The organism is Stenotrophomonas sp. 704A1 (assembly GCF_030549525.1).
GTDB classification, from domain to species: Bacteria; Pseudomonadota; Gammaproteobacteria; order Xanthomonadales; family Xanthomonadaceae; genus Stenotrophomonas; species Stenotrophomonas tuberculopleuritidis.
Genome location: NZ_CP130831.1, coordinates 3,222,445 through 3,243,346 on the forward strand (window position 1 = coordinate 3,222,445; position 20,902 = coordinate 3,243,346).

Below are 20,902 nucleotides of genomic sequence, written 5' to 3' on the forward strand. Positions count from 1 at the left end.
TGTCAGGAAATCTCACATGAGCACCTCCCTGCTACCGCCCCTCAATGCGCTGCGCGCGTTCGAAGCCACCGCGCGGCTGGGCGGGGTCGGCCGCGCCGCGCAGGCGTTGCATGTGACCCATGGTGCGGTGAGCCGGCAGCTGAAGCTGCTGGAGGACCATCTCGGCCTGGCCCTGTTCCAGCGCGCCGGGCGCGGCCTGCGCCTGACCGCCGCAGGCACGCGACTGCAGGCCGCCTGCAGTGACGCCTTCACCGGTATCGAGGACTGCGTGCGCGAACTGCGCCGCCCCACGGCCTCTCCGGCGCTGGTACTGGGGTGCAGCGGCAGCGTGCTGGCACGCTGGATGATTCCGCGCCTGCCGGCGCTGCAGGCGGCCTTGCCTGGCGTGCGCCTGCAGTGGTCTGCCCTGGACGGCAGCTTCACCGAGGCGCAGGCCGGCCTGGATGCGGTGCTGCTGCTGGCCCAGGGCCCTTGGCCGCGTGGCTGGCAGGTGCGCGAACTGGCGCCGGAGCGGGTCGGCGTGGTGGTGGCGCCTTCGCATCCGGCCGCGCAGCGCCTGCGCCACGCGCCCGCGACGGCGCTGCTGCAGGAAACCCTGCTGCACACCGGCTCCCGGCCCCAGGCCTGGCCGGCCTGGGCGCAGGCACACGGGCTGGATCCGGCGCGGCTGCAGCTGGGCACCGGTTTTGAACATCTGTACTACCTGCTGGAGGCGGCCGTGGCGGGACTGGGGCCGGCGATCGCACCGGAGCCGCTGGTGGCCGAAGACCTCGCCCTGGGCCGGCTGGTTGCGCCGTGGGGGTTCGCCGCCACCGGCGGCTTCTGGGTGCTGGCACGGCCGGAGGGCCCGGCCGATGCGCGGGTCGACGCGTTGGCTGACTGGGTGAGCGCACAGCTGCGCTGACCCCTGCGGCGCGTCGCCGCGCCTTGCCGGGCCCGCCGCGCGGTCCCGGCCGCTTCCCTTTCGATGGCGCCGCCGGTTACGCCTCGGTCGGTGCTGCCAGCCGCTGCTGCAGGTCGTCGCGCAGCCGCGCCAGCTCGACCTCGGCCTGCTGCCGCTGCTGCATGCCCTCGCGATGGATGCTGCGCACTTCCTCGACGGTGGCGATCAGCTGATCGTGCACGTGGCGCAGGGTGGCCACATCGATCACGCCGCGCTGGTTGCTGCGCGCGGTGTCCACCGAGGCCTGCCGCAACAGGTCGGCGTTGCGCCGCATCAGTTCATTGGTCGCATCCTCGATGGCATGGGCCAGCTCGGCGGCGTTCTTCTGCTCGCCCAGCGACAGCTGGATGGCGAACTGGCGCTTCCACGATGGAATGGTGATATCGCGGACGGTGTTGAACTTCTCGATCAGCTGCAGCGCATTGGCCTGGATCAGGCGGATCATCGGCAGCGACTGGTCGGCCGCGTGCTGCATCAGCTGCAGGTCGGAGACACGCTTTTCGATCAGGCGGATGGCGTTGTCGATCTCGCTCTGGCGGATGCGCTGCTGCGGATCATCACTGCCCTGCCCCTGCAGCTGCTCGCTCTGCAGCTGGGCCAGGCGTTGCTTGCCGGCAGCAGCGTACAGGCCCAGCGCGTGGCGTTCCTCACGCACGATATCGTGCATGCGGTCGAAATCGCTCACCCGCCTGCCCATCAGTGCCTGCTGCGCGCCAACGTCGCCAAGCAGCTGCTCGATCTGCGCATTGGTATCGCTGAATTTCTGCACCAGCTCGCCCTTGGACGCGCGCAGGCGATCGATCAGGCCGCCGATCAGCGGCACTTTCGAACGCTGCGGGAAGCCATCGAGTTTCAGTTCACGGGCGATGCGCACCACTTCCCCCAGCTTTTCGCCGTTGGCATCCAGGTCACGATTGCGCACCTGGTCCAGCAGCTGGCTGGAGAACGCCGTGGTCCGTCCCGCTGCCTCGCGGCCGAACACCTGCAGGTTGCTAGGGCGCAGGTCCTGCAGCTCGCGGCCGATCTCGGCGATGCGGGGCAGATCGTCGGGTGCCAGGCCCAGGGCCTTCAGCGTGCTGTCGTCGAGTTCGGCGGTGGGCGTGGTGGCAGGCACGAGCGTGCCGGCGTTCTGGCTGTCCTGGGTCATCGGGCAGTGTCCTTGCGGTGGATAAGCGGCAGCGGCGGCCGGCTCAGCGCAGTCTAGCCTGAGCGGCGGCCACTTCGTCGTCGATCTGCGCCTGCAGCTGTGCCGCGTGCCCGGCGTGGGCGGCCTGCTCCTGCGCCAGGCGCGCCAGCGCCGCCTGGCGCCAGGCCGGCAGCAGCACATCGTGGATGCGCGCGAACCGCTGCAGCAGGGCTTCATCCTGGGCCTGCAACAGCTGCCACTGCGCGCCCTCGATGCGCCGCAGCGTGGCCAACCGGTGCAGATGGTCCACGCGCGGCGCCAGTGCCGCCCGCGCGGCGTCCGCCAGGCCCGGCAGCTGCGTGCTGCCGAAACCGGCCCAGGCATCCAGCGCGCTGGCGGCGGCGTCGTTGTCGATGATCGCCTGCGCGCGCTGCTGCACACGCTGCGCCAACGCCTGCGCCTGTTCCCGTGCCTGCAGCGCCAGCACACCCAGCTGCGCCTGCAGGGCCTGCGCCTGCGCTTCGCGCGCCACATCGCGGCCGAGCAGACGTCCCCACCAGCCCGCCTGCCGACGCAGCCGCACCGGATCGCTGGCCTGCAGGGCCAGGGCGATGCGCGCCAGCGCGGCCACCAGGCGCTCGCCGCCGGTGTCGGCCGGCACCACCGCCGGCGCCTCCAGCACCTGCAGCAGCGGCGCGCCATACGCAGCCAGCGCCGCCACATCGGCCGGCGGCGGCAGCACGGGCGCCGGCAGCGATGCAGGCGTCATGGCAGCGGTGGCGGCCGTGGGCTGTCATCGCCCCCGGCTTCGGCGGGCAGTGATTCCCCGTAGAAGTGGCGCATCAACGCTTCATCCAGCGCGCGCTCCTCCGGCGTGGCGGCCCGACGCACGCGTGGGCGGCGACGCGCGTCGGCCCCGGCCAGCTCGGTCCCGACCTGCTGCCGTGCCCATCCGGCGAATGCGGCCAGCGTCTGCGACAGCTGCACCTGCTGCTCCTGCGAGGCAACCAGCAGCTGCAGCAGCGGCGCCAGTCCGGCCTGCAGGTCTGCGGCCAGCGGCATGGCCGCCGGCGCGGCCGCCACCGTCTGCTGGGTTGAGCCTGCCTCGGCCAGGCGCTGCAGTGCCGCCAGCAGCGCAGGCCACGGTGCGGGGTCCGGGGCGGCGACCACGGTGGGCGCCGGTGCGGGCAGCTGCAGCGCACTGGCGATGTCGGCCAGCTGCGCGACCACGCGTCCGCCCACATCGGCGTCCCCGGCACCCATCGCCTTGTTGCGCAGGAAGTCGCGCTTGATCTGCGCCCAGCGCTGCGCGCGCGTCTGGTCGAGCACCCCGCGCAGCTCGGCCAGCTTCAGCAGGTTCTCCTCGGCACCGGTGGTGAGCAGCTGCGCTTCGCCCAGGTAATGGTCGGAGATCAGCTGCTGCAGCTCGTCCTCGTTCATCACCGGCGAGATCTTCTCGGCCAGCTTGTTCATGTTGCGGTAGCTGCCCTGCAGGCGGAACGGCGGCTCGGTGCGGTAGCGGTCGTCCTGCGCCGCGCTGGCGATGTACTGCTGGTTGACCCTGTAGACCACATCGCGCACCTGCAGCATGCGCTGCAGGGTGGCGGTGATTTCATTGATCTCGGCACCGCTGTAGGCATGGCTGAGGCCGTTGCTGGATACGTCCTTGCCCATCGCGCGGTCGACCAGCAGGTACAGGTCGGCCATATCGCGCGTGGCCAGGGGTGCCAGCACCGGGTTGGAGGTCAGGCTGTTCTCGATGTAGCTGAGGGTGAATGCCGCCTCCATGCCGCCAAGCACGTCGCCCAGGTTGTAGATGTCGGCACGGTTGGCCAGCATGTCCGGGATCCTGAACACCTCGCCGGACTCGGTATACGGGTTGCCGGCCATCACCACGCAGAACTTCTTGCCGCGCATGTCGTAGGTGCGGGTACGCCCACGCCACACGCCTTCGATGCGGCGGGTACCGTCGCACAGTGAAATGAACTTCTGCAGGAACTCGGGATGGGTGTGCTGGATGTCGTCGACATACAGCATGGTGTTGTTGCCCATCTCCAGTGCCAGGTTGAGCTTCTCCAGCTCCTGCCGCGAGGTGGCATCGGGTGCCTGCGCGGGGTCCAGCGAGCGCACCTCGTGCCCCAGCGCCGGGCCGTTGATCTTCATGAAGACCAGGCCGAGGCGGTGCGCCACGTATTCCATCAGCGTGGTTTTGCCGTACCCGGGCGGTGAGATCATCATCAGCAGGCCCATCAGGTCGCTGCGCTTGTTCTCGCCGACCGTGCCCATCTGCTTGGCCAGGTTGTCGCCGATGACGCCGAGGTAGACCTCGTTGATCAGCCGGTTGCGGACGAAGGATGACAGCGGACGTGCCTTGAACTCAGACAACCGCAGCGCCTCGCGCTCGCGGCCGATGATGCCCTGCCGCACTGCCTGGTAGGCATGGAAGGCCGGCACGAAGTGCTGCAGGTGCTGCTGCAGCCGCGACTGGAAATCGTCCAGCGTCAGCACCAGCGTGCCGCCGTGGATACGCGGGTGTTCGCCCAGCAGCCCCTTCACCTCGGCGCGCAGCGTGGCCTCGCTGGCGCGCGTGCGCAGCTGCCGGTGCACCAGCAGCAGTGCGGCGGCTTCATCGACGTAGCCGGCGTGCGCGGCGTGCGCCGGCAGGCCGGCCAGCGCACGCAGCCACTGCCCGGCCAAGGCCCAACGCGTGGCCAAGGGGTCCTGGCTGCGCTGCAGCGCGCGTTCGAACGCATCGCGCTGACCGGCCTGCTCCAACTGCGAGGACAAGGCGTCCAGCAAGGCCTGTGCGTGTCGGCTGATGCTGAAGACCGGTTCACCATTGCGCAGCTCATCGGCCAGATAGGCTGCCGCATCACCTGCCAGGTCGGCGTCGCACGGAAGGGCCTGCGCCTGCGCGTAGTCGTGCAGGGCCTTGGCCATTTCGACGCGCAGCGCCTGGCGGCCCTCGTCGGAGCCGAACAGACGGGCAATGGTGTCAGCGCCGGCCTGGCGGCTGGGCCACTGCGCCACGGCATCGTCGCGTTGACGCGCGGCCCAGAACAACTGAGCCAGGGCGCGTACCCGCGGCGCATGCCGCAGCGGTCCGGCGGCCTGCTGCAGCGGCAGCAGCGCGCGCAGGATCAATGCGGCGTCGTGGTCGTGGATGCCGCGTTCGTAACCCTCACGGTAGCGCGGTGCGGCGAACGCACGCACCCGCTGGTCGAGCGCGTCCGGCTCGGCGGCATCGTGCAGCAACTGCGGCAGATCCAGCCCCTCGCGTCCTTCCTCGGCGGCGCGCAGCAGGCAGCCGGCCAGGTACTCGCCGCGGTAAAGCGTCTCCGATTCCGAATCCAGGGTCACCGGCCAGAATGGCTTCAGCGCCTCCAGCTCCGGGTCGTGCAGGGTTTCCAGGAAATCAGTGCCGGTGAGGTGGATGGCCAGCGTGTCGCCGCGCGGCAGCAGGGTCAGGTCCAGCGCCTGGGTGTTGACGCTGAAGCGATGGCGCGGCCCGAGGCGCACCACGTTGCCACCGGCTTCGTAGAGGTCGCTGCGGTCGCGCAGCTGGCGTACCGCCTGGTCACGCACGCCCTTCAGGCGCGCCTCGATGTCGTCGGCCTTGACGTTGTCGCGCAGGCCACGCAGGCGCTCGGCCAGTTCGCGCAGCTTGAGGATCAGCGCATCGCCGGCGAAGAAGGCGTTCAGCTCGTCGGCGCTGCCGAACCGTTCGGTGCGCTTGCCCAGCCCATCCAGAATGCGGTTGGCGGCGTCGAGCACCGAGCGCGCCTTGCGCTGGCGCTCATCCAGCAGGGCCTGCTTGTGGGTATCGAACGCTTCGACCAGTTCTTCGCGTTTGCTCAGGATGTCGCCAAGGAACTGCTCATGCTCGCCGAACTGGCTCTCCAGCTCCTCCAGCTGCACCAGCAGGCGCGACAACTGCTCGTCGGCGCGCTCCGGGTCGCTGGCCATCGCCAGTGCGCTGGTGATCGACTGCGAGAACAGCGCGAACTGCGCTGCGAACTGGGCCACGGCTTCGGCCGAGCCCAGTGTCCGCCGGCGCTGCTCGGCCCGGGCGCGGACCTGGTTCAGGCGGCCGTACAACAGTGAGATCGCCTCGACCACGCGGGTACGCGCGGTGGCGTCATCCACCTTCAGGCCCGCCATCAGTTCGGACAGCATGTCCAGGTCGGTGGCCATGCCGCGCAGGCCCTGCAGCTGCTCATCCAGCTGGCGTGCGCTCTGCGCCTGCTGCGCAGCCTCGTCCAGTGCCTGCAGGCGCGCGGTCAGCGGCGCCAGTGCCGCATCACCGGCCAGGAAGCTGCCGGTGGCGGCGCCCACCTGATCATGCGCCGCCACCAGCTCGGCAGCCATCACGTCGATGCGGTCGTTGTCGATGTAGCGCAGCTCGCGCAGGGTCAGCAGGCGGCCACGCAGCGCGGTGATCGCATTGAGCGCCTCGACGAAGGACTGGACATCGCTCCAGTTCTCCGGCTGCAACCGCCCCCGCAGTGCCTTGTAGGTGGCCTCGGCCTCGGCCATCGCCTGCGCGGACTGCTGGCGGATCGACTGCACCTTCTCGTACTCGTCCAGTACCGCCTCGCCGGTGGCGCTGATCTGTCGCAGCAGTGCCTCGGCGCCGTCGCAGGCGTCGTCCCCCAGCCAGTGATGGCTGTCGAACAGTCGCCGCGTGTCGGCCACCAGGCGCTGGTAGCGTTGCGCCGACACGTCCTGGCCATCGATCGCGCGCGCCAGGTTGAACAGGTTGGAAATGCCGCGCACCAGTTCGGCATTGCCGATGCGCCCCATGAAGGTGTTGCCCGGTGGCCGGCTGGCGGCGAACTCGTCGCTGCTGAACGGGGTCTGCCAGACCTGCATCGGATGGATGCGGGTCGGCTCGCTGCCTTCGGCATGGAACAGCACCATGCGTCCATCCTGCAGGAACGCGTAGCCGTGACCGAACACCGGGTTCTGCAGCACGCGCTGGATGGTGTTGTAGACGAACAACGCCGAGCGCCCGCCTTCGCGCTCGTAGAAGATGTACAGCACGTCCTCGCCATTGGGCGAGCGCAGGCTGCGCTTGAACTGCATGCCGTCCATCGAGGCGTCGAACGCCTTGTGCTCGCCCCCCTGCAGGTAGTAACCGCCGGGGAAGATGATGCCGTGATCTTCGGGCAGCTGCACGCAGGCCTGCACGATCGCATCGTTGCGCACGATGTCGCCGCTGAGCGTGTTGTAGATCAGCCCGCGCCAGACCGTCTCGCGGTACGGCAGCACCTTCAGCAGCACCAGCGAGCCGACCCGGGCGAATTCGAACTGGGCATCATCCAGCGACTGGGTGCTGTCTTCCACCGGTTCGCTGTAGATGCCCTGCCCCGTCTCGGTGTTGTTCTCGACCTTGATGGTCAGGTCGCCGCCGGTGGTTTCAACGAACAGGGTGTCGAGGATGTTGAGATGCGAATGACGACCGTTGACGGCGAGGTCGCGGGTGGCTCGGGTCCACTCGAAATCGAACGGCGGCGGCAGAGCGATGTCACGCTCGCCGCGCGCATCGAGATAGGTCAGCTCGCCATCAGCCGACACTGCCCAGCGGAACACGCGGACATCGCTGCTGCGCTCGCCGATCTGGAACGAGGCCAGCAGCTTGTCCCCGACCACGATCAGCTGCAGCAGGCGCGCGTGCTTGTAGTAGGCATACAGCTCGTTGAAGTCGTGCACGAAACCGGGCTGGTCAAGGAAACTGCCCTTCAGCTCCAGCGCGGCAACGTCGTAGCCGTCGCCGCCCTGCACCAGCCGGTACAGGCCGAACACGTCCTCGATGCGGGTCTGGGTTTTGAGCCCGATGAACACGTTGTAGCCGAACAGCAGACGGTCCGGGCCGACCTGCACGATATCGCGGCCGACACAGTTGTTCTCGCTGCGGATGCGGAAGCGTCCGGCCACCTCCAGGCGGCTGTCGCCGAACTCGGCCAGGCGTTGGCGGTTGAGCTGCTCGGCCAGGGCCTGCAGGCGCTGGCCCTGCTCGCCAAGGCGGCGGCGCAGCACCTCATAGGCGCCGCCCTGTGCGACGGCCTGGTCGACGCCAGCGGCGGTGCCCTCCGGCACGGTGGATTCGGGGGACGATCGGATTTCGGACATCGGCAGGGTTCCGGCTCACGGACGGCCGGCCGACGGTGCGGCCGGCACGGACGGGCGATGGCCGCAGCCATCGCCGGGTGGATCAGCGGGCGGTTTCGACCACGGCGGTGGTCACGACCGGTACCGTCTCCACCTCCTCGGTGATCTGCCGCGGTGCGGCCTCGGTGGCGTTGACACCGAGATAGCGCTGCATCAGTTCCTGCACGATCGGGCTCTTGCCGGCGAAGCCTTCGATCGACTTGCCCAGCGAGACCGCCTTGATCAGGTTCTCGAACATGCCACCGTCGCCGCCGACCAGGTCGATATCGGCGTTGCGCAGTGCGCTGGCGATGACGCCGGCGTTCTCGCGGGACACTTCCTTGCCGGCCTCGATCGAGGCCAGCGCCTGCTTCAGGCTGTTGTCCAGCATCATGCGGAACTCTTCGTGGCCGCGCGCCTGATCGCTCAGCGAAGCGATGGCTTCGAACTTGCGGACCAGGCCTTCGGCTTCCGCCAGCAGCTTCTTCTGCACCACGCCGGCTTCGGCGTTGCCCAGCGACTCGGTGGCGGTGGCACGCGCCAGCCCCATCTTCTCTTCGCCCTGGGCCTGCGCCTGCAGGGTCTGCGCCAGCACCTGTGCTTCGTTGCTGCCCTGCTTCAGTGCGGCCTCGGCCTTGGCTTCGATCACCCGAGCCTCGGCGATGCCCACCTTTTCGATGGCCAGCGCCGACGCCTCGCGCACCTGCGCTTCGGCCAGGCCCGGCGCGGCCTGCTCGGCGCGCAATGCATCGGCCAGCAGGCGCTTGGCTTCGGCCTGCTTGCCGGCCGCCTCGTGCTCGGCCTGTGCCAGCGTGGTCAGTTCCACCGCACGATGCCGGGATGCGGTCTCGCGCGCCTGTGCTTCCTTCACTTCGCGCACCAGCGATTCCTGTGCCTTGGCCTCGGCTTCCAGGATCAGCACCTGCTTCTGGCGATCGGCCTCGGAGACTTCACGCACTTCCTTGATCCGCTCTTCTTCCTGGGCCACGGTCTTGTCGATGGAAATGCGTTCGCGGGTGATGTTGGCCACATCCATCTTGCCCTGCTCGACCACCTTGTCACGCTCCACGCCCTGCAGCTGCACCTCGCGGTCGGTGGTGACCTGCTCCAGCTGGCGTGCGCGCTCCACGCGCTCGGCTTCGATGGCCACCGCACGCTGGCGGTTCTGCTCGGCCACTTCCACTTCGCGCAGGCGGTTCTGATCGCGGATCTCGATCAGCTGCTGGGCCTCGATGCGCGCGTTCTCCGAGAGCTGGCGCTGCTCTTCCTGGACCTTGGCGGTCTCGGCTTCCTCGCGCGCGCGGATGGTCTCGATCTCGCGCTTCTGGCGTGCTTCCGCCTCGGCCTGCTGACGCTCCAGCGCCAGCAGCGCCTCGCGGGCCTCCACGTTCTTCTTGGTGATGGCGAGCTTTTCGTTCTGCTCCAGCTCGTTGGTGACCACGTTCTGCGCGGCGGTCAGCTCGGTGATCTTGCGGATGCCCTGTGCGTCGAGGATGTTGAACTGGTCCAGCAGCGCCTTCGGTGTCTGCTCCAGGTAATCGATGGCCACGTCTTCCAGCACGTAGCCGTTGAGGTCATTGCCGATCACCGCGATGATCTCGTCGCGGAACTCCTGGCGCTTCTCGAACAGCTCGGTGAAGTCGAACTTCTTGCCGACCGTCTTCAGCGCTTCGGAGAACTTGGCGTTGAACAGCTCATCGACGGCGTGCTTGTCGGAGGCGCGGTCAGCACCGATCGCCTTGGCCACGCGCAGCACATCGGCCTGGGTCTCATTGACGCGCAGGTAGAACGCCACCGCGATATCGGCGCGCATGTTGTCCCGGCAGATCAGGCCTTCCTTGCCGCGGCGGTCGATCTGCAGGGTGATCAGGCTGATGCGCATCAGTTCGGCGCGGTACAGCACCGGAATGATGAGCGCGCCGGTGAAGTGCACCTTCGGAGTCGAGCTCATGTCGTTGACGATCAGCGCCACGCCCTGGTCGACCTTGCGGTAGAACGCCTTGAACAGGCCGGCTATGCCCAGCAGCAGGACCAGGAAGCCGCCCACCATGATCAGGAAGGGGATCGCGGAAGCCAGTGTCATTGATGATTCTCCTTGTTGCCCGGAAGCAGGTTGTCCTGGAAGTCGAGGGCGACCGCATCGGCGCGGACCACCCGGTAGTAGTGCTGGGCGGCCACGTGCTCGACCAGCACGATGCGCTCGCCACGCTGCAGTTCGATGTCGCTGCGGATCTGCAGGACCAGCCCGGCGCCGCCGTCATCGACGCTGGCGTGGCCGCTGCGTGCATCCACCCTGGGCGAGGCGACCACACCCACGCGCCCCAGCAGGGAGGCCTGTGCGACCGGTTGCAGGCGCAGCAGGAAACGGCGGATGGGCCGCAGCAGCAGCGCGGTGATCGGCACCGCCGGCAGCGGCGCGAGTACCGCCACGAGCGTACCGAGGCCCCAGCGCAGCAGGTCCGGCAGCGGCAGCAGTACAAACAGGTGGACGAAGTAGGTCAAGGTCCAGCCGAAGAAGGCCAGCAGGGTGACCACGACCATGACCGGCACGCCGCCGAGGCCGAAGCGCTGCAGCAGGGCCGCGAGGCCGCTGAGATCGGCGCCACCGTCGAGCGCACCGTCGGCGCCCAGATCGCCGAACCCGTCGCCGACCAAGCCAGAAGCGGCAAGCCCCCAATAGACCAGCGACACCGCCAGCAGGACGCTGTACGGCAGGGTCGGGTAGCCAAATACGACGGTGAGGAACTCCTGCATCGTTTTGCCTTCCTGGGCCATGGGCGCGTGACGCCCCGTTCGGAATCCGCCGGACGCGGTTCCGTCGATCCCGCCACGGCCCTCATGGCCATGGCTTCGCCCTTCATCCTATGTGAAGAGGGCGTACAGGGACAAATGTGAAGACGCGTGCCGCCCGCAGGCGACGGCGCGCGTGGGGTCGCGCCCGGTCACTCCAGCACGGTGCAGTCGGCGCTGCGCACCTCTTCGACGAACGTGCGCATCTTGTAGCCGTCCTTGATGCCCGGCTCGACCTCGATGCCACTGGACACGTCCACGCCCCACGGCAGGGTGGCAAGGATGGCGTCCTTCACGTTTTCCGGGTTCAGCCCGCCGGCCAGCAGGAACGGACGGTGCAGGCCGGTAGGAATGCGCGCCCAGTCGAAGGCCACGCCGGTGCCGCCACCGCCCCCCGGGGCGTGGCTGTCGAACAGGAAACCGGCCGCGCTGGGGTAGCGCAGCTGCAGGGTGCGCGCATTGACGTCCTCGCGACCGCCCATGGCGATCGCCTTCAGGTACGGCATGTTGAAGCTGCGGCAGAAGCTCTCGTCTTCCTCGCCGTGGAACTGCAGCAGGGTCGGGCGTACGGTGCGCAGCACTTCGCGCACTTCCTCCTTGCTGTTGTTGCGGAACAGCGCCACCACGTCGACCATCGGCGCGATCGCCTGGCGCATCGCACGCGCTTCGGCCGGAGCCACCCGCCGGCTGCTTTCGCGGGCGAAGATGAAACCCACCGCATCCACGCCCAGCTCGCCGGCCAGGCGCACATCGCCGGCGCGGGTCATGCCACAGAACTTGATGCGCGTACGGTAGTAGGAGCGGCTCATAGCGTTACCTCGGCGGGCAGATGCCAGTTGTCGGGGTACAGCGGCCCCAGGAACACCAGCCCCTGCGGAGGTGCGGTGGGACCGGCCACGGTGCGGTCGCGTCCGGCAAGCAGTTCGGCGATCCACTCCACCGGCTGTTCGCCGCTACCGACCAGTATCAATGATCCGACGATATTGCGGACCATGTGATGAAGGAATGCATTGCCCCGCACGGCAACCTCGATCACTTCATCGTGGCGGCTGACCTGCAGCGACTGCAGTTCACGCCGGGCATGCAGGGCCTGGCACTGTACCGAGCGGAACGCACTGAAGTCGTTCTCGCCCAGCAGCGCCTGCCCGGCCAGGTGCATGCGCGCAGCGTCAAGCGGCCGGCGCTCCCAGCTCAGGGTCTGCCGCCCCAGCGCCGGCCGCACCTCGCGGTTGAGCAGGCGGTAGCGGTAGCGGCGGGCACGCGCGGAAAAACGGGCGTGGAAATCCTCGGCCACCGGCACGCACCAGCGCACCGCGATGGACCGCGGCAGGCGGGTGGTGGTGCCGAGCATCCAGGCGCGCGGGTCGCGCACCACGTCGGTGTCGAAGTGCACGACCTGGCACTGGCCATGCACGCCGGCATCGGTGCGGCCGGCACAGACCACCTGCAGAGGCGTGTCGGCCACCGATGACAGGGCCTGTTCCAGGCTGGCCTGGACACTGGGACCGCCCTCGCCCAGGTTCTGCCATCCCCTGTAATCGCTGCCGTCATACTCGACGCCAAGCGCGTAACGCATGTGCTACCTCGATGTTGCGGATGGGCGGCGCTCAGGCCGGGTCGCGCTCGGACCAGACGGCCAGTTCGTTGCCGCCGGGTTCGACGAACTGGAACCGGCTGCCTCCGGGGAAAGAAAACACACCGCGCACGATCCCGCCACCGGCCGCCTGCACCGCCGCCTGCATGGGCGCCAGCTGCTCGGCATACAGCACCAGCAGCGCCGCGCCTTCGCTGGCGCGCTGCGGCTGGCCACGGAAGAAGCCGCCCTGCAGGCGACCATCATCGAAGGCCGTATAGTCGGCGCCGTAATCGACAAACGACCAGCCGAACACCTGCTCGAAGAAGGCGCGGCTCGCGGCCGGATCGCGCGAGGCGAATTCAACGTAGTCGATGCGGCGTTCGCGGGTCATGCCGGGTCCTTGTGGTGGGTCATCAGGGCAAGCGGGCCAGCAGTTCGCGGGCCTGGATCTGGCAGTGCACGTCGCCGCCCTCGGCCACTTCCTGCAGCAGGGTGCGCGCGGTCTGCGCGTCGCCCAGGTCCAGATAGGCGATCGCCAGCTCCAGCCGCTCCTGGCCGACCCGTGGCGTCCAGTCGTGGGCATTGCCCGGCGCCGGCGTGGCGCCCTGCTCCGGCAGCGCCGCCGGGGCCTCGGCCTGGTCATGGCCATCGTGCGATCCGGCAGGCAGGTCGAAGACACCGCGGAACTCGGGATCCTGCTCGGCCTGCAGCGCGTAATCGGGTACGGCCACATCGACCGGCGCGGCCGGCTCGGCCGGCTCGGCCGCAGCCGGCTCGTCCCAGCGCGGCGCATCGCTCACGGCCGCAGGCAGTTCCACCACGGCCTCATCGTCCAGTTCGCCGGCGCGCCAGTCGGGCGACAGCGGCGCGTCCGGGGCAGCCTCATCGGCGGCATCATGATCGGCATGCTGCGCCCAGGCCGGCATCGCCGGCTCCTGGCGCCCTGCACCGTCGAAACTGCCCGGGTCCTGCTCGGCCAACGCGTCCAGCGCAGCGCCGGCCGGTACCGCAGCGGCGAGGCCGGCGGCATCATGCTCTTCACGCAGCGGTGGCAGCGGCGAGGGCTTGCGGCGGCGCAGCAGCCAGGCGCCGACAGCCACCAGCAGCACCAGCGGCAGACCCAGCCAGTACCACGGCGTGCCGGCACCGGGCGCGCCCGGTGCCTGCGCCAGGCGCTGCTGGGCCGCGGCCAGGTCGTTGTCCTTCATCGCGATCAGCGACTGCTGCTGCTCCTTGAGCTTTTCCAGCTCCGCCACGCGCTGCTTGAGATCGCCGATCTCGGCATCGCGGGTGGCAATGTCCTCGCGGGCCTGACGCAGTTGTTCGTTGCCCAGCATGTCACCCTCGCTGCCGGCACTGGTGCCGGTGGTTGTGCCCGCGCGCGCGGCGTCGGACGCCAGCGCCGGAGCGATTTCAAGACGTGCGCCACTGGCCTGCGCCGGGGCGGAGGCAGCGCTGCTGCCAGCCTCGGCCAGCGGCTGCGGCGCACCGGCCGGCTGCGGTACCGTGCGCGCCTGCCGCCACTGCGCGGCATGCTCGCGGACCAGGGCGGAGGCTTCGGCGGCATCCACGGCCGCCAGCGCCTCGCTGCCCGGCATGCGCAGCACCGCGCCCTGCTTGAGCAGGTTCACGTTGCCGCGGATGAAGGCTTCGGGATTGGCGCGCAGCAGGGCGATCATCGCCCGGTCGCGGCTGATCTGGCTGCTGCGCGCCAGCGAACCGGCGATCTGCGAAAGGGTCTGCCCGCGCTGCACGGTGACGCTGCCATCGGCAGCCGGCGCAGCCGGCGTTGCCGGAGCGGCCGGCGTTGCCGGAGCGGCCGCGCGCGGACGCGGTGCCGCTGCTGCGGTGGATGCGGGCGCGGCCACGGCCGGCGCCGGCACGGCACTGGCGGCTGCCGGTGGCTCACGGACGATGGTGTCCGACAGCACGCCGGCTGGCGCGACGATTTCCGGTTCGGCAACGGCCAGCGCACTGGCGGGCGCATCGACCAGCGCCGAGTACTCACGGACCAGGCGGCCCTGGCCCCAGTCGGCTTCGACCAGGAAGCTCAGCGACGGGGTCTCAACCGGCGTCTGCGAGGTGACCCGCACCACCGCCCTGCCCTGCGCATTGCGGGTGAGTTCGAACTGCAGTTCGCTGACCAGCCCGCTGGGACGCTGCAGGCCGACGCGTTCAAAGGTGACCGGCGAGGCCAGCGCGACGCGCAGGTTCTCCAGCTCGGACGGATCGGCGGAAATCACCGGAATTTCGGCCAGCAGCGGCTGCCCCGGCCGCGACAGCACGCGGATGTCGCCCAGCCCCAGGGCCAGGGCCGAACTGCTGGCCAGCGCCAGCAGCGCGGCGGAAAGATAGGTGAGCGGGCGCTTCACGCCCTTGGCCCGTTTATTCATGGGCGACACTATAAAGCGTGCGGACCAGGGTCCGCACCCACTGGTTGCGGGCGATGCCCCGTAGAGCCGAGCGTGGCTCGACTCTACGGAAGCGCGGATCAGCGCTGTTCGGCGGCGACCAGCTCGGCCAGCTGCACCGCGTTCAGGGCTGCGCCCTTGCGCACGTTGTCCGAGACGATCCACAGGTTGAGGCCGCGCGGGTGCGACAGGTCCTCGCGGATGCGGCCGACGTACACCGCATCGGTGCCGGAGGCGTGGGTGACCGGGGTCGGGTAACCGCCGGCTTCATGGCGGTCCACCACCTCGATGCCCGGCGACTGTTCCAGCAGCGCACGGGCTTCGGCCACGGTGACCTTGTCGCGGGTTTCGATCGCCACCGATTCGGAGTGGCCGTAGAACACCGGCACGCGCACGGCGGTCGGGTTCACCAGGATGCTGTCGTCGCCAAGGATCTTGCGGGTCTCCCAGACCAGCTTCATTTCCTCCTTGGTGAAGCCGTTGTCCTGGAAGTCATCGATGTGCGGGATCAGGTTGAAGGCGATCTGCACCGGGAAACGCTGCGGATCGATCTCCTGGAAGCTCAGCAGCTGGCCGGTCTGCTTGCCCAGCTCCTCCAGCGCAGAACGGCCGCCACCGGATACCGACTGGTAGGTGGAGACATTGATGCGTTCGATGCCGTACCTGCGGTGCAGCGGCGCCAGCGCCACCAGCATCTGCATGGTCGAGCAGTTCGGGTTGGCGATGATGCCGCGCGGGCGGTTGCCGATCTGGTCCGGGTTGACCTCGGACACCACCAGCGGCACGTCGTCGTCGTAGCGGAAGGCCGAGGAATTGTCGATCACCACCGCACCGGCGGCGGCGAACTTCGGTGCGTATTCCTTGGACACGCTGCCGCCGGCGGAGAACAGCGCGATCTCCACACCACTCGGGTCGAAGCTGGCCAGGTCCTGGATCCTGACCTTCTCGCCATTGAATTCGATCTCGCCACCGGCCGAACGCTCGGAGGCGAGCAGGCTCAGGGTGCCAACCGGGAAGTTGCGCTCGGCCAGGATGGCCAGCATGGTCTCGCCGACCGCACCGGTGGCGCCGACGATCGCGACGTGGAAGCTGCGTTGTGCATTGCTCATGGGGGAACTCTCACGAAAAACGGGAAGGGGAAAACTCACGCACGACAGCTGGGTTCGGGGAACCTCCTCGGACGGGACGCGTGGAGGTTCCCTATCGTTTCCCGCTTTTTTTGCCCAGGTCCGCGCGCGCGGCGATGGCCGCATCGGCGTTGATCGCACTCGGCATGCGCGACGGGCTGCCATCCAGGCCCAGCGCTGCGACCAGGTTGTCCACGGCCAGCTGTACCATCGCCGTGCGCGTGGCCAGCGAGGCGCTGCCGATGTGCGGGGTCAACACCACGTTGCGCAGTGCCAGCAGCTCCGGGCGCACGCGCGGCTCGCCTTCGTAGACGTCCAGGCCGGCGGCGGCCAGGCGGCCGTGCGCCAGGGCGTCGGCCAGCGCCAGCTCGTCGACGATGCCGCCGCGGGCGATGTTCACCAGCGTGGCCGAGGGCTTCATCTTCGCCAGCGCGGCCGCATCGATGATGTGGTGCGAGGCCGGGGTATAGGGCAGTACGGCGACCAGATGGTCGGCCCGCGCCAGCAGCGTATCCAGGTCCACATAGGTGGCGCCCACCTCCGCTTCGGTCGCGGCGGGCAGCTGCGAACGGTTGTGGTACAGCACCTTCATGCCGAACCCGTGCGCGCCGCGACGGGCGATGCCCTGGCCGATGCGGCCCATGCCGAGGATGCCCAGCGTGCTGCCGTGGATATCGGCACCGAGCATGGTCTGGAACGACCACTGCCCCCACTTGCCTTCGCGCAGCCAGCGTTCGGATTCGGTGATCCGGCGCGCGGTGGCCATCAGCAGTGCGAAGCCGAGGTCGGCGGTGGTTTCGGTGAGCACGTCCGGCGTGTTGCTGGCCAGGATGCCGGCGCTGCTGAGCGCATCGACATCCAGGTTGTTGTAGCCCACGCCGACATTGGCGATCACCTGCAGCTGCGGCGCAGCCGCCACTTCGGCCGCGCCAACGCGCTCGTTGAGGGTGATGATCGCGCCGTCGGCGCTGGCCAGCTGTCCGGCGATCTGGTCGGGCGACCAGGCGGTGACGGTGTCGGTGCTGCGCAGCTGCACGCGATCGCGCAGCGGCGCGATGGCCGCGTCGATCAGCGGCTGGCTCACCCACACGGTCGGCCGCGTGTCAGCCATCGATCTGCCCGGGAATGCGCGGGGTGATGGTGCCGACATCGCCGCACTGCGCGCGATGGCGCAGCGCCTGGTCCATCAGCACCAGGGCAACCATCGCCTCGGCGATGGGCGTGGCACGGATGCCGACGCAGGGATCGTGGCGGCCGGTGGTGACCACCTCGACCACGTTGCCGGCCGTGTCCAGCGACGGGCCCGGCAGGCGCAGGCTGGAGGTCGGCTTCAACGCGATCGACGCGACCACCGGCTGGCCGGTGGAAATGCCACCGAGAATGCCGCCGGCGTGGTTGCTGGCGAAGCCCTGCGGGGTCAGCAGGTCCCGATGTTCGGTGCCCTTCTGTGCGGCGCTGGCAAAACCGTCACCGATCTCCACGCCCTTGACCGCGTTGATGCTCATCAGCGCGGCGGCCAGTTCGCCATCGAGCTTGCCGTAGATCGGCTCGCCCCAGCCCGGCGGCACGTTGTCGGCGACCACATCCACGCGCGCACCGACCGAATCACCGGACTTGCGCAGCGCATCCATGTACGCCTCCAGCTCGGGCACCTGCGCGGCGTGCGGCCAGAAGAACGGGTTGTCCTCCACCGCCGACCAGTCGAAACCGGCCGGGGTGATGTCGCCCAGTTGCGACAGGTAGCCGCGCACGGTCACGCCGAAGCGCTCGGCCAACCACTTCTTGGCGACCACACCGGCGGCCACGCGCATGGTGGTTTCGCGGGCGGAGGAACGGCCGCCACCGCGCGGATCGCGGATGCCGTACTTGTGCCAGTAGCTGTAGTCGGCGTGGCCCGGGCGGAACTGCTGGCCGATGCTGGCGTAATCCTTGCTGCGCTGGTCGGTGTTGCGGATCAGCAGCGCGATCGGGGTGCCGGTGGTCAAACCCTCGTACACGCCGGACAGGATCTCGACCTCGTCGGCCTCGCGGCGGGCCGACGTGTGCCGGCTCTTGCCGGTCGCACGGCGCTGCAGGTCGTGGGCGAATTCGGCCGCGTCCAGCGCCAGCCCCGGCGGGCAGCCGTCGATCACGCAGCCGATGGCCGGCCCGTGCGATTCGCCGAACGTGGTGACGGTGAACAGCTTGCCGAACGCATTGGAGCTCACGGGCGCTGCGCCGCCAGTTCGGTGATGCGCGCGCTGTGCGCGATCAGCTCGCGGCATTCGACCGCGAAGATCCCCATCTGGCCGACCTTGAACTCGATCCAGGCGAAGTCGACTTCCGGCAGCAGCTTGATCAGGTGCTGCTCGGACTCACCCACTTCGCAGATCAGCAGGCCGTCCTCGCTGAGGTGCAGCGGGGCGTCGCGCAGGATCTTCAGCACCAGGTCCAGGCCGTCATCGCCGGCGCGCAGGCCCATCTCCGGCTCGTAGGAGTACTCCTGCGGCAGCGCATCGGTCTCGTCGTTGGTGACGTACGGCGGGTTGGTGACGATCAGGTCGTAATGGCGACCGGTCAGGCCGTTGAACAGGTCCGACTTGAGCAGGGTGACGTTGTGCGCCTGCAGGCGCTCCTTGTTCTCTTCGGCCAGCGACAGCGCGTCATCGCTCAGGTCCACGCCGTCCACCTCCCAGTTCGGGTAGTAGTGGCCCATGGCAATGGCGATGCAGCCCGAGCCGGTGCACAGGTCGAGCGCGCGGTGCACATCGCGGCCAGCCAGCCAGGGCTCGAAACCGCACTCGATCAGTTCGGCGATCGGTGAACGTGGCACCAGCGCACGGGTGTCGCTCTTGAAACTGAGCCCGGCGAACCAGGCCTCGCCGGTGAGATAGGCTGCCGGAATGCGCTCGTCGATGCGGCGCTGGAACAGCTCCAGCACGGCCAGCTTCTCGTCCTTCAGCAGGCGCGCCTGGCCATAGGCCGGGCCCAGGTCGTGCGGCAGGTGCAGGCCGTGCAGCACCAGCTGGGTGGCCTCGTCCAGGGCATTGTCGTAGCTGTGCCCGAAGGTCAGGCCCGCAGCGTTGAAACGGCTGGTGCCGTAGCGGATCAGATCGATGATCGTGTGGAGTTCGGCGGCCGTTTCAGCGGTCATGGCGGTACTGCGGGCAAAGTGGCCCCCGATTATAGGGGTTGCCGGCAGCGGCGGCATCCGTTGCGGCAGAAACGATCCGGCCGCAGCCGGTATGATGGTGGCCACTTCCTGCGGCGGAATCCCATGTTCAATCGCAACGTCGGCATCATCCTGCTGATCGCCCTGGCGGCGGGCCTTGGCCTGCTAGCCGCCCAGCAGGTGTTCGCGCCGAAGCCGCCAGCCGGACAGCCGGCCACCGAAGCGATCACCCTGTACCCGCAGCCGCGCGCGCTGCCCGACTACAACCTGGCCCAGTCCGACGGTACCCGGCTGATTCCCGGCGAGCTGAAGGGCCACTGGACCCTGGTGTTCCTCGGCTTCACGTTCTGCCCGGACGTCTGCCCGACCACCCTGGCCGATCTGGCCGCTGCGCAGAACCAGTGGGAAGCCCTGCCCGACACCCTGCGCCCCCGGGTGCTGTTCGTTTCGGTGGACCCGGACCGTGACAACGCCACCCGCCTGGGCGAGTACGTGCACGGCTTCCACAAGGACACCCTGGCCGCCACCGCCGACATCCCCTCGCTGGAGCGCTTCGCCACCGCCCTGGGCTTCGTGTTCCAGAAGGTGCCGGGCAAGCACTTCGACGAGAATCTCGAGGATTACACCGTCGAGCATTCGGCCAGCCTGGCCGTGCTCGACCCGCAGGGCCGGCTTGCCGGCCTGGTTCGCCCCCCGTTCAACGCGCCGGCCATCGCCCGCGACCTGCAGAAGCTGACCGAGAAATCCGCCCCATGAGCCTGACCACCGCCCTGACGTACGCCCTGCCCCACCGCCTGCTGTCCTCGATGGCGCGTTCGCTGGCGTACTCGGACAACCCGCGCGTGTCGCGCTGGCTGATCGATACGGTCACCCGCAAGTTCAACGTCAACCTGGAGGAAGCGGCCAACCCGGATCCGCGCAGCTACCCGACCTTCAACCAGTTCTTCACCCGCGCGCTGAAGCCGGGCGCGCGCGTGGCCGATGCCGATCCGCGCACCCTGGTGATGCCGGCCGATGGCCGCATCAGCCAGCTCGGGAAAATCGACGCCGGCCGCATCTTCCAGGCCAAGGGCCAGTCGTTCACCGCCGCCGAGCTGCTGGGCAGCGCTGAAGATGCCAAGCCCTTCAACGACGGCCTGTACGCCACCGTGTACCTGTCACCGCGCGACTACCACCGCGTGCACATGCCGTGGACCGGCACCCTGCGCGAGACCGTGCATGTACCGGGCCGGCTGTTCAGCGTTGGCCCGGCCGCGGTCAACAACGTGCCCGGCCTGTTTGCGCGCAACGAGCGGCTGGTCTGCCATTTCGACACCAGCTTTGGCCCGATGGTCAGCGTGATGGTCGGTGCACTGCTGGTATCCGGCGTGGAAACGGTGTGGAGCGGCGAAGAAATCCCGCACTACGGCGACCGCATCACCCGCAAGGACTACCGCGGCCGCGGCATCCGGCTGGAGCGTTTCGAGGAGATGGCGCGCTTCAACTACGGCTCGACGGTGATCGTGCTGCTGCCGCCGGGCGTGGCCGAGTTCGCCGCGCACCTGGACGCCGAGCATCCGGTGCAGCTGGGCCAGGCGCTGGCAAGGCTGCGCTGACGACGGCATGCCGGCGGGCTGCGCCGGCCCGGG

At 69.0% G+C, this 20,902-nt stretch carries 16 protein-coding genes; 3 read left to right on the plus strand and 13 right to left on the minus strand.

What is annotated here, in order from left to right; genetic code table 11:
- Window positions 1–16 precede the first annotated feature (16 nt).
- Window positions 17–904 (plus strand): LysR family transcriptional regulator, encoded by an 888-nt coding sequence (locus Q5Z10_RS15125; RefSeq protein ID WP_303636217.1) that lies wholly within the window; start codon window positions 17–19, stop codon window positions 902–904.
- A gap of 76 nt (window positions 905–980) precedes the next feature.
- On the opposite strand, the gene Q5Z10_RS15130 is transcribed toward Q5Z10_RS15125, so the two are convergent.
- From Q5Z10_RS15130 to prmB, 13 genes are all read right to left on the minus strand, one after another.
- Entirely contained in the window at window positions 981–2,090 is a 1,110-nt protein-coding gene (locus tag Q5Z10_RS15130) for a toxic anion resistance protein (protein ID WP_303636218.1), read from the minus strand.
- A gap of 43 nt (window positions 2,091–2,133) precedes the next feature.
- Window positions 2,134–2,838, minus strand: coding sequence for a hypothetical protein (locus Q5Z10_RS15135; RefSeq protein WP_303636219.1), 705 nt, complete (start codon window positions 2,836–2,838; stop codon window positions 2,134–2,136).
- Complete coding sequence (locus tag Q5Z10_RS15140) at window positions 2,835–8,201, minus strand: DNA repair ATPase (RefSeq protein WP_303636220.1); 5,367 nt, start codon at window positions 8,199–8,201, stop codon at window positions 2,835–2,837. The genes Q5Z10_RS15135 and Q5Z10_RS15140 overlap by 4 nt, the downstream gene beginning before the upstream one ends.
- A gap of 82 nt (window positions 8,202–8,283) precedes the next feature.
- Window positions 8,284–10,302 carry a hypothetical protein gene (locus tag Q5Z10_RS15145; RefSeq protein WP_303636221.1) on the minus strand — a complete coding sequence of 673 codons (2,019 nt, stop codon included), beginning with the start codon at window positions 10,300–10,302 and terminating at the stop codon, window positions 8,284–8,286.
- Entirely contained in the window at window positions 10,299–10,973 is a 675-nt protein-coding gene (locus Q5Z10_RS15150) for an OB-fold-containig protein (protein WP_303636222.1), read from the minus strand. Before Q5Z10_RS15150 ends, Q5Z10_RS15145 begins: the two co-directional genes overlap by 4 nt.
- A gap of 188 nt (window positions 10,974–11,161) precedes the next feature.
- The gene (locus Q5Z10_RS15155; protein ID WP_108747095.1) at window positions 11,162–11,818 is read right to left on the minus strand and encodes a phosphoribosylanthranilate isomerase; all 657 of its coding nucleotides are present in this window, start codon (window positions 11,816–11,818) and stop codon (window positions 11,162–11,164) included.
- The gene (truA, locus tag Q5Z10_RS15160) at window positions 11,815–12,585 is read right to left on the minus strand and encodes a tRNA pseudouridine(38-40) synthase TruA (RefSeq protein WP_303636223.1); all 771 of its coding nucleotides are present in this window, start codon (window positions 12,583–12,585) and stop codon (window positions 11,815–11,817) included. Before truA ends, Q5Z10_RS15155 begins: the two co-directional genes overlap by 4 nt.
- A gap of 31 nt (window positions 12,586–12,616) precedes the next feature.
- Complete coding sequence (locus tag Q5Z10_RS15165) at window positions 12,617–12,976, minus strand: VOC family protein (protein ID WP_303636224.1); 360 nt, start codon at window positions 12,974–12,976, stop codon at window positions 12,617–12,619.
- 22 nt (window positions 12,977–12,998) lie between these two features.
- Complete coding sequence (locus Q5Z10_RS15170; protein ID WP_303636225.1) at window positions 12,999–14,978, minus strand: type IV pilus assembly protein FimV; 1,980 nt, start codon at window positions 14,976–14,978, stop codon at window positions 12,999–13,001.
- A gap of 98 nt (window positions 14,979–15,076) precedes the next feature.
- Window positions 15,077–16,105 carry an aspartate-semialdehyde dehydrogenase gene (locus tag Q5Z10_RS15175; protein WP_303636226.1) on the minus strand — a complete coding sequence of 343 codons (1,029 nt, stop codon included), beginning with the start codon at window positions 16,103–16,105 and terminating at the stop codon, window positions 15,077–15,079.
- Window positions 16,106–16,196: 91 nt separating this feature from the next.
- Window positions 16,197–17,234: a 2-hydroxyacid dehydrogenase gene (locus Q5Z10_RS15180; RefSeq protein ID WP_303636227.1), complete on the minus strand. Its 1,038-nt coding sequence runs from the start codon at window positions 17,232–17,234 to the stop codon at window positions 16,197–16,199.
- A complete protein-coding gene (gene aroC / locus Q5Z10_RS15185; protein ID WP_303636228.1) occupies window positions 17,227–18,330 on the minus strand; it encodes a chorismate synthase in 1,104 nt (367 codons plus the stop codon). Before aroC ends, Q5Z10_RS15180 begins: the two co-directional genes overlap by 8 nt.
- On the minus strand, window positions 18,327–19,256 hold the full coding sequence (gene prmB / locus Q5Z10_RS15190; RefSeq protein ID WP_303636229.1) for a 50S ribosomal protein L3 N(5)-glutamine methyltransferase: 930 nt from the start codon (window positions 19,254–19,256) through the stop codon (window positions 18,327–18,329). Before prmB ends, aroC begins: the two co-directional genes overlap by 4 nt.
- Before the next feature lie 123 nt (window positions 19,257–19,379).
- On the opposite strand from prmB, the gene Q5Z10_RS15195 reads away from it, so the two are divergent.
- Window positions 19,380–20,030, plus strand: a complete 651-nt coding sequence (locus Q5Z10_RS15195; RefSeq protein ID WP_303636230.1) for an SCO family protein — start codon at window positions 19,380–19,382, stop codon at window positions 20,028–20,030.
- Window positions 20,027–20,869, plus strand: a complete 843-nt coding sequence (gene asd / locus Q5Z10_RS15200) for an archaetidylserine decarboxylase (protein ID WP_303636231.1) — start codon at window positions 20,027–20,029, stop codon at window positions 20,867–20,869. Before Q5Z10_RS15195 ends, asd begins: the two co-directional genes overlap by 4 nt.
- Window positions 20,870–20,902 lie beyond the last annotated feature (33 nt).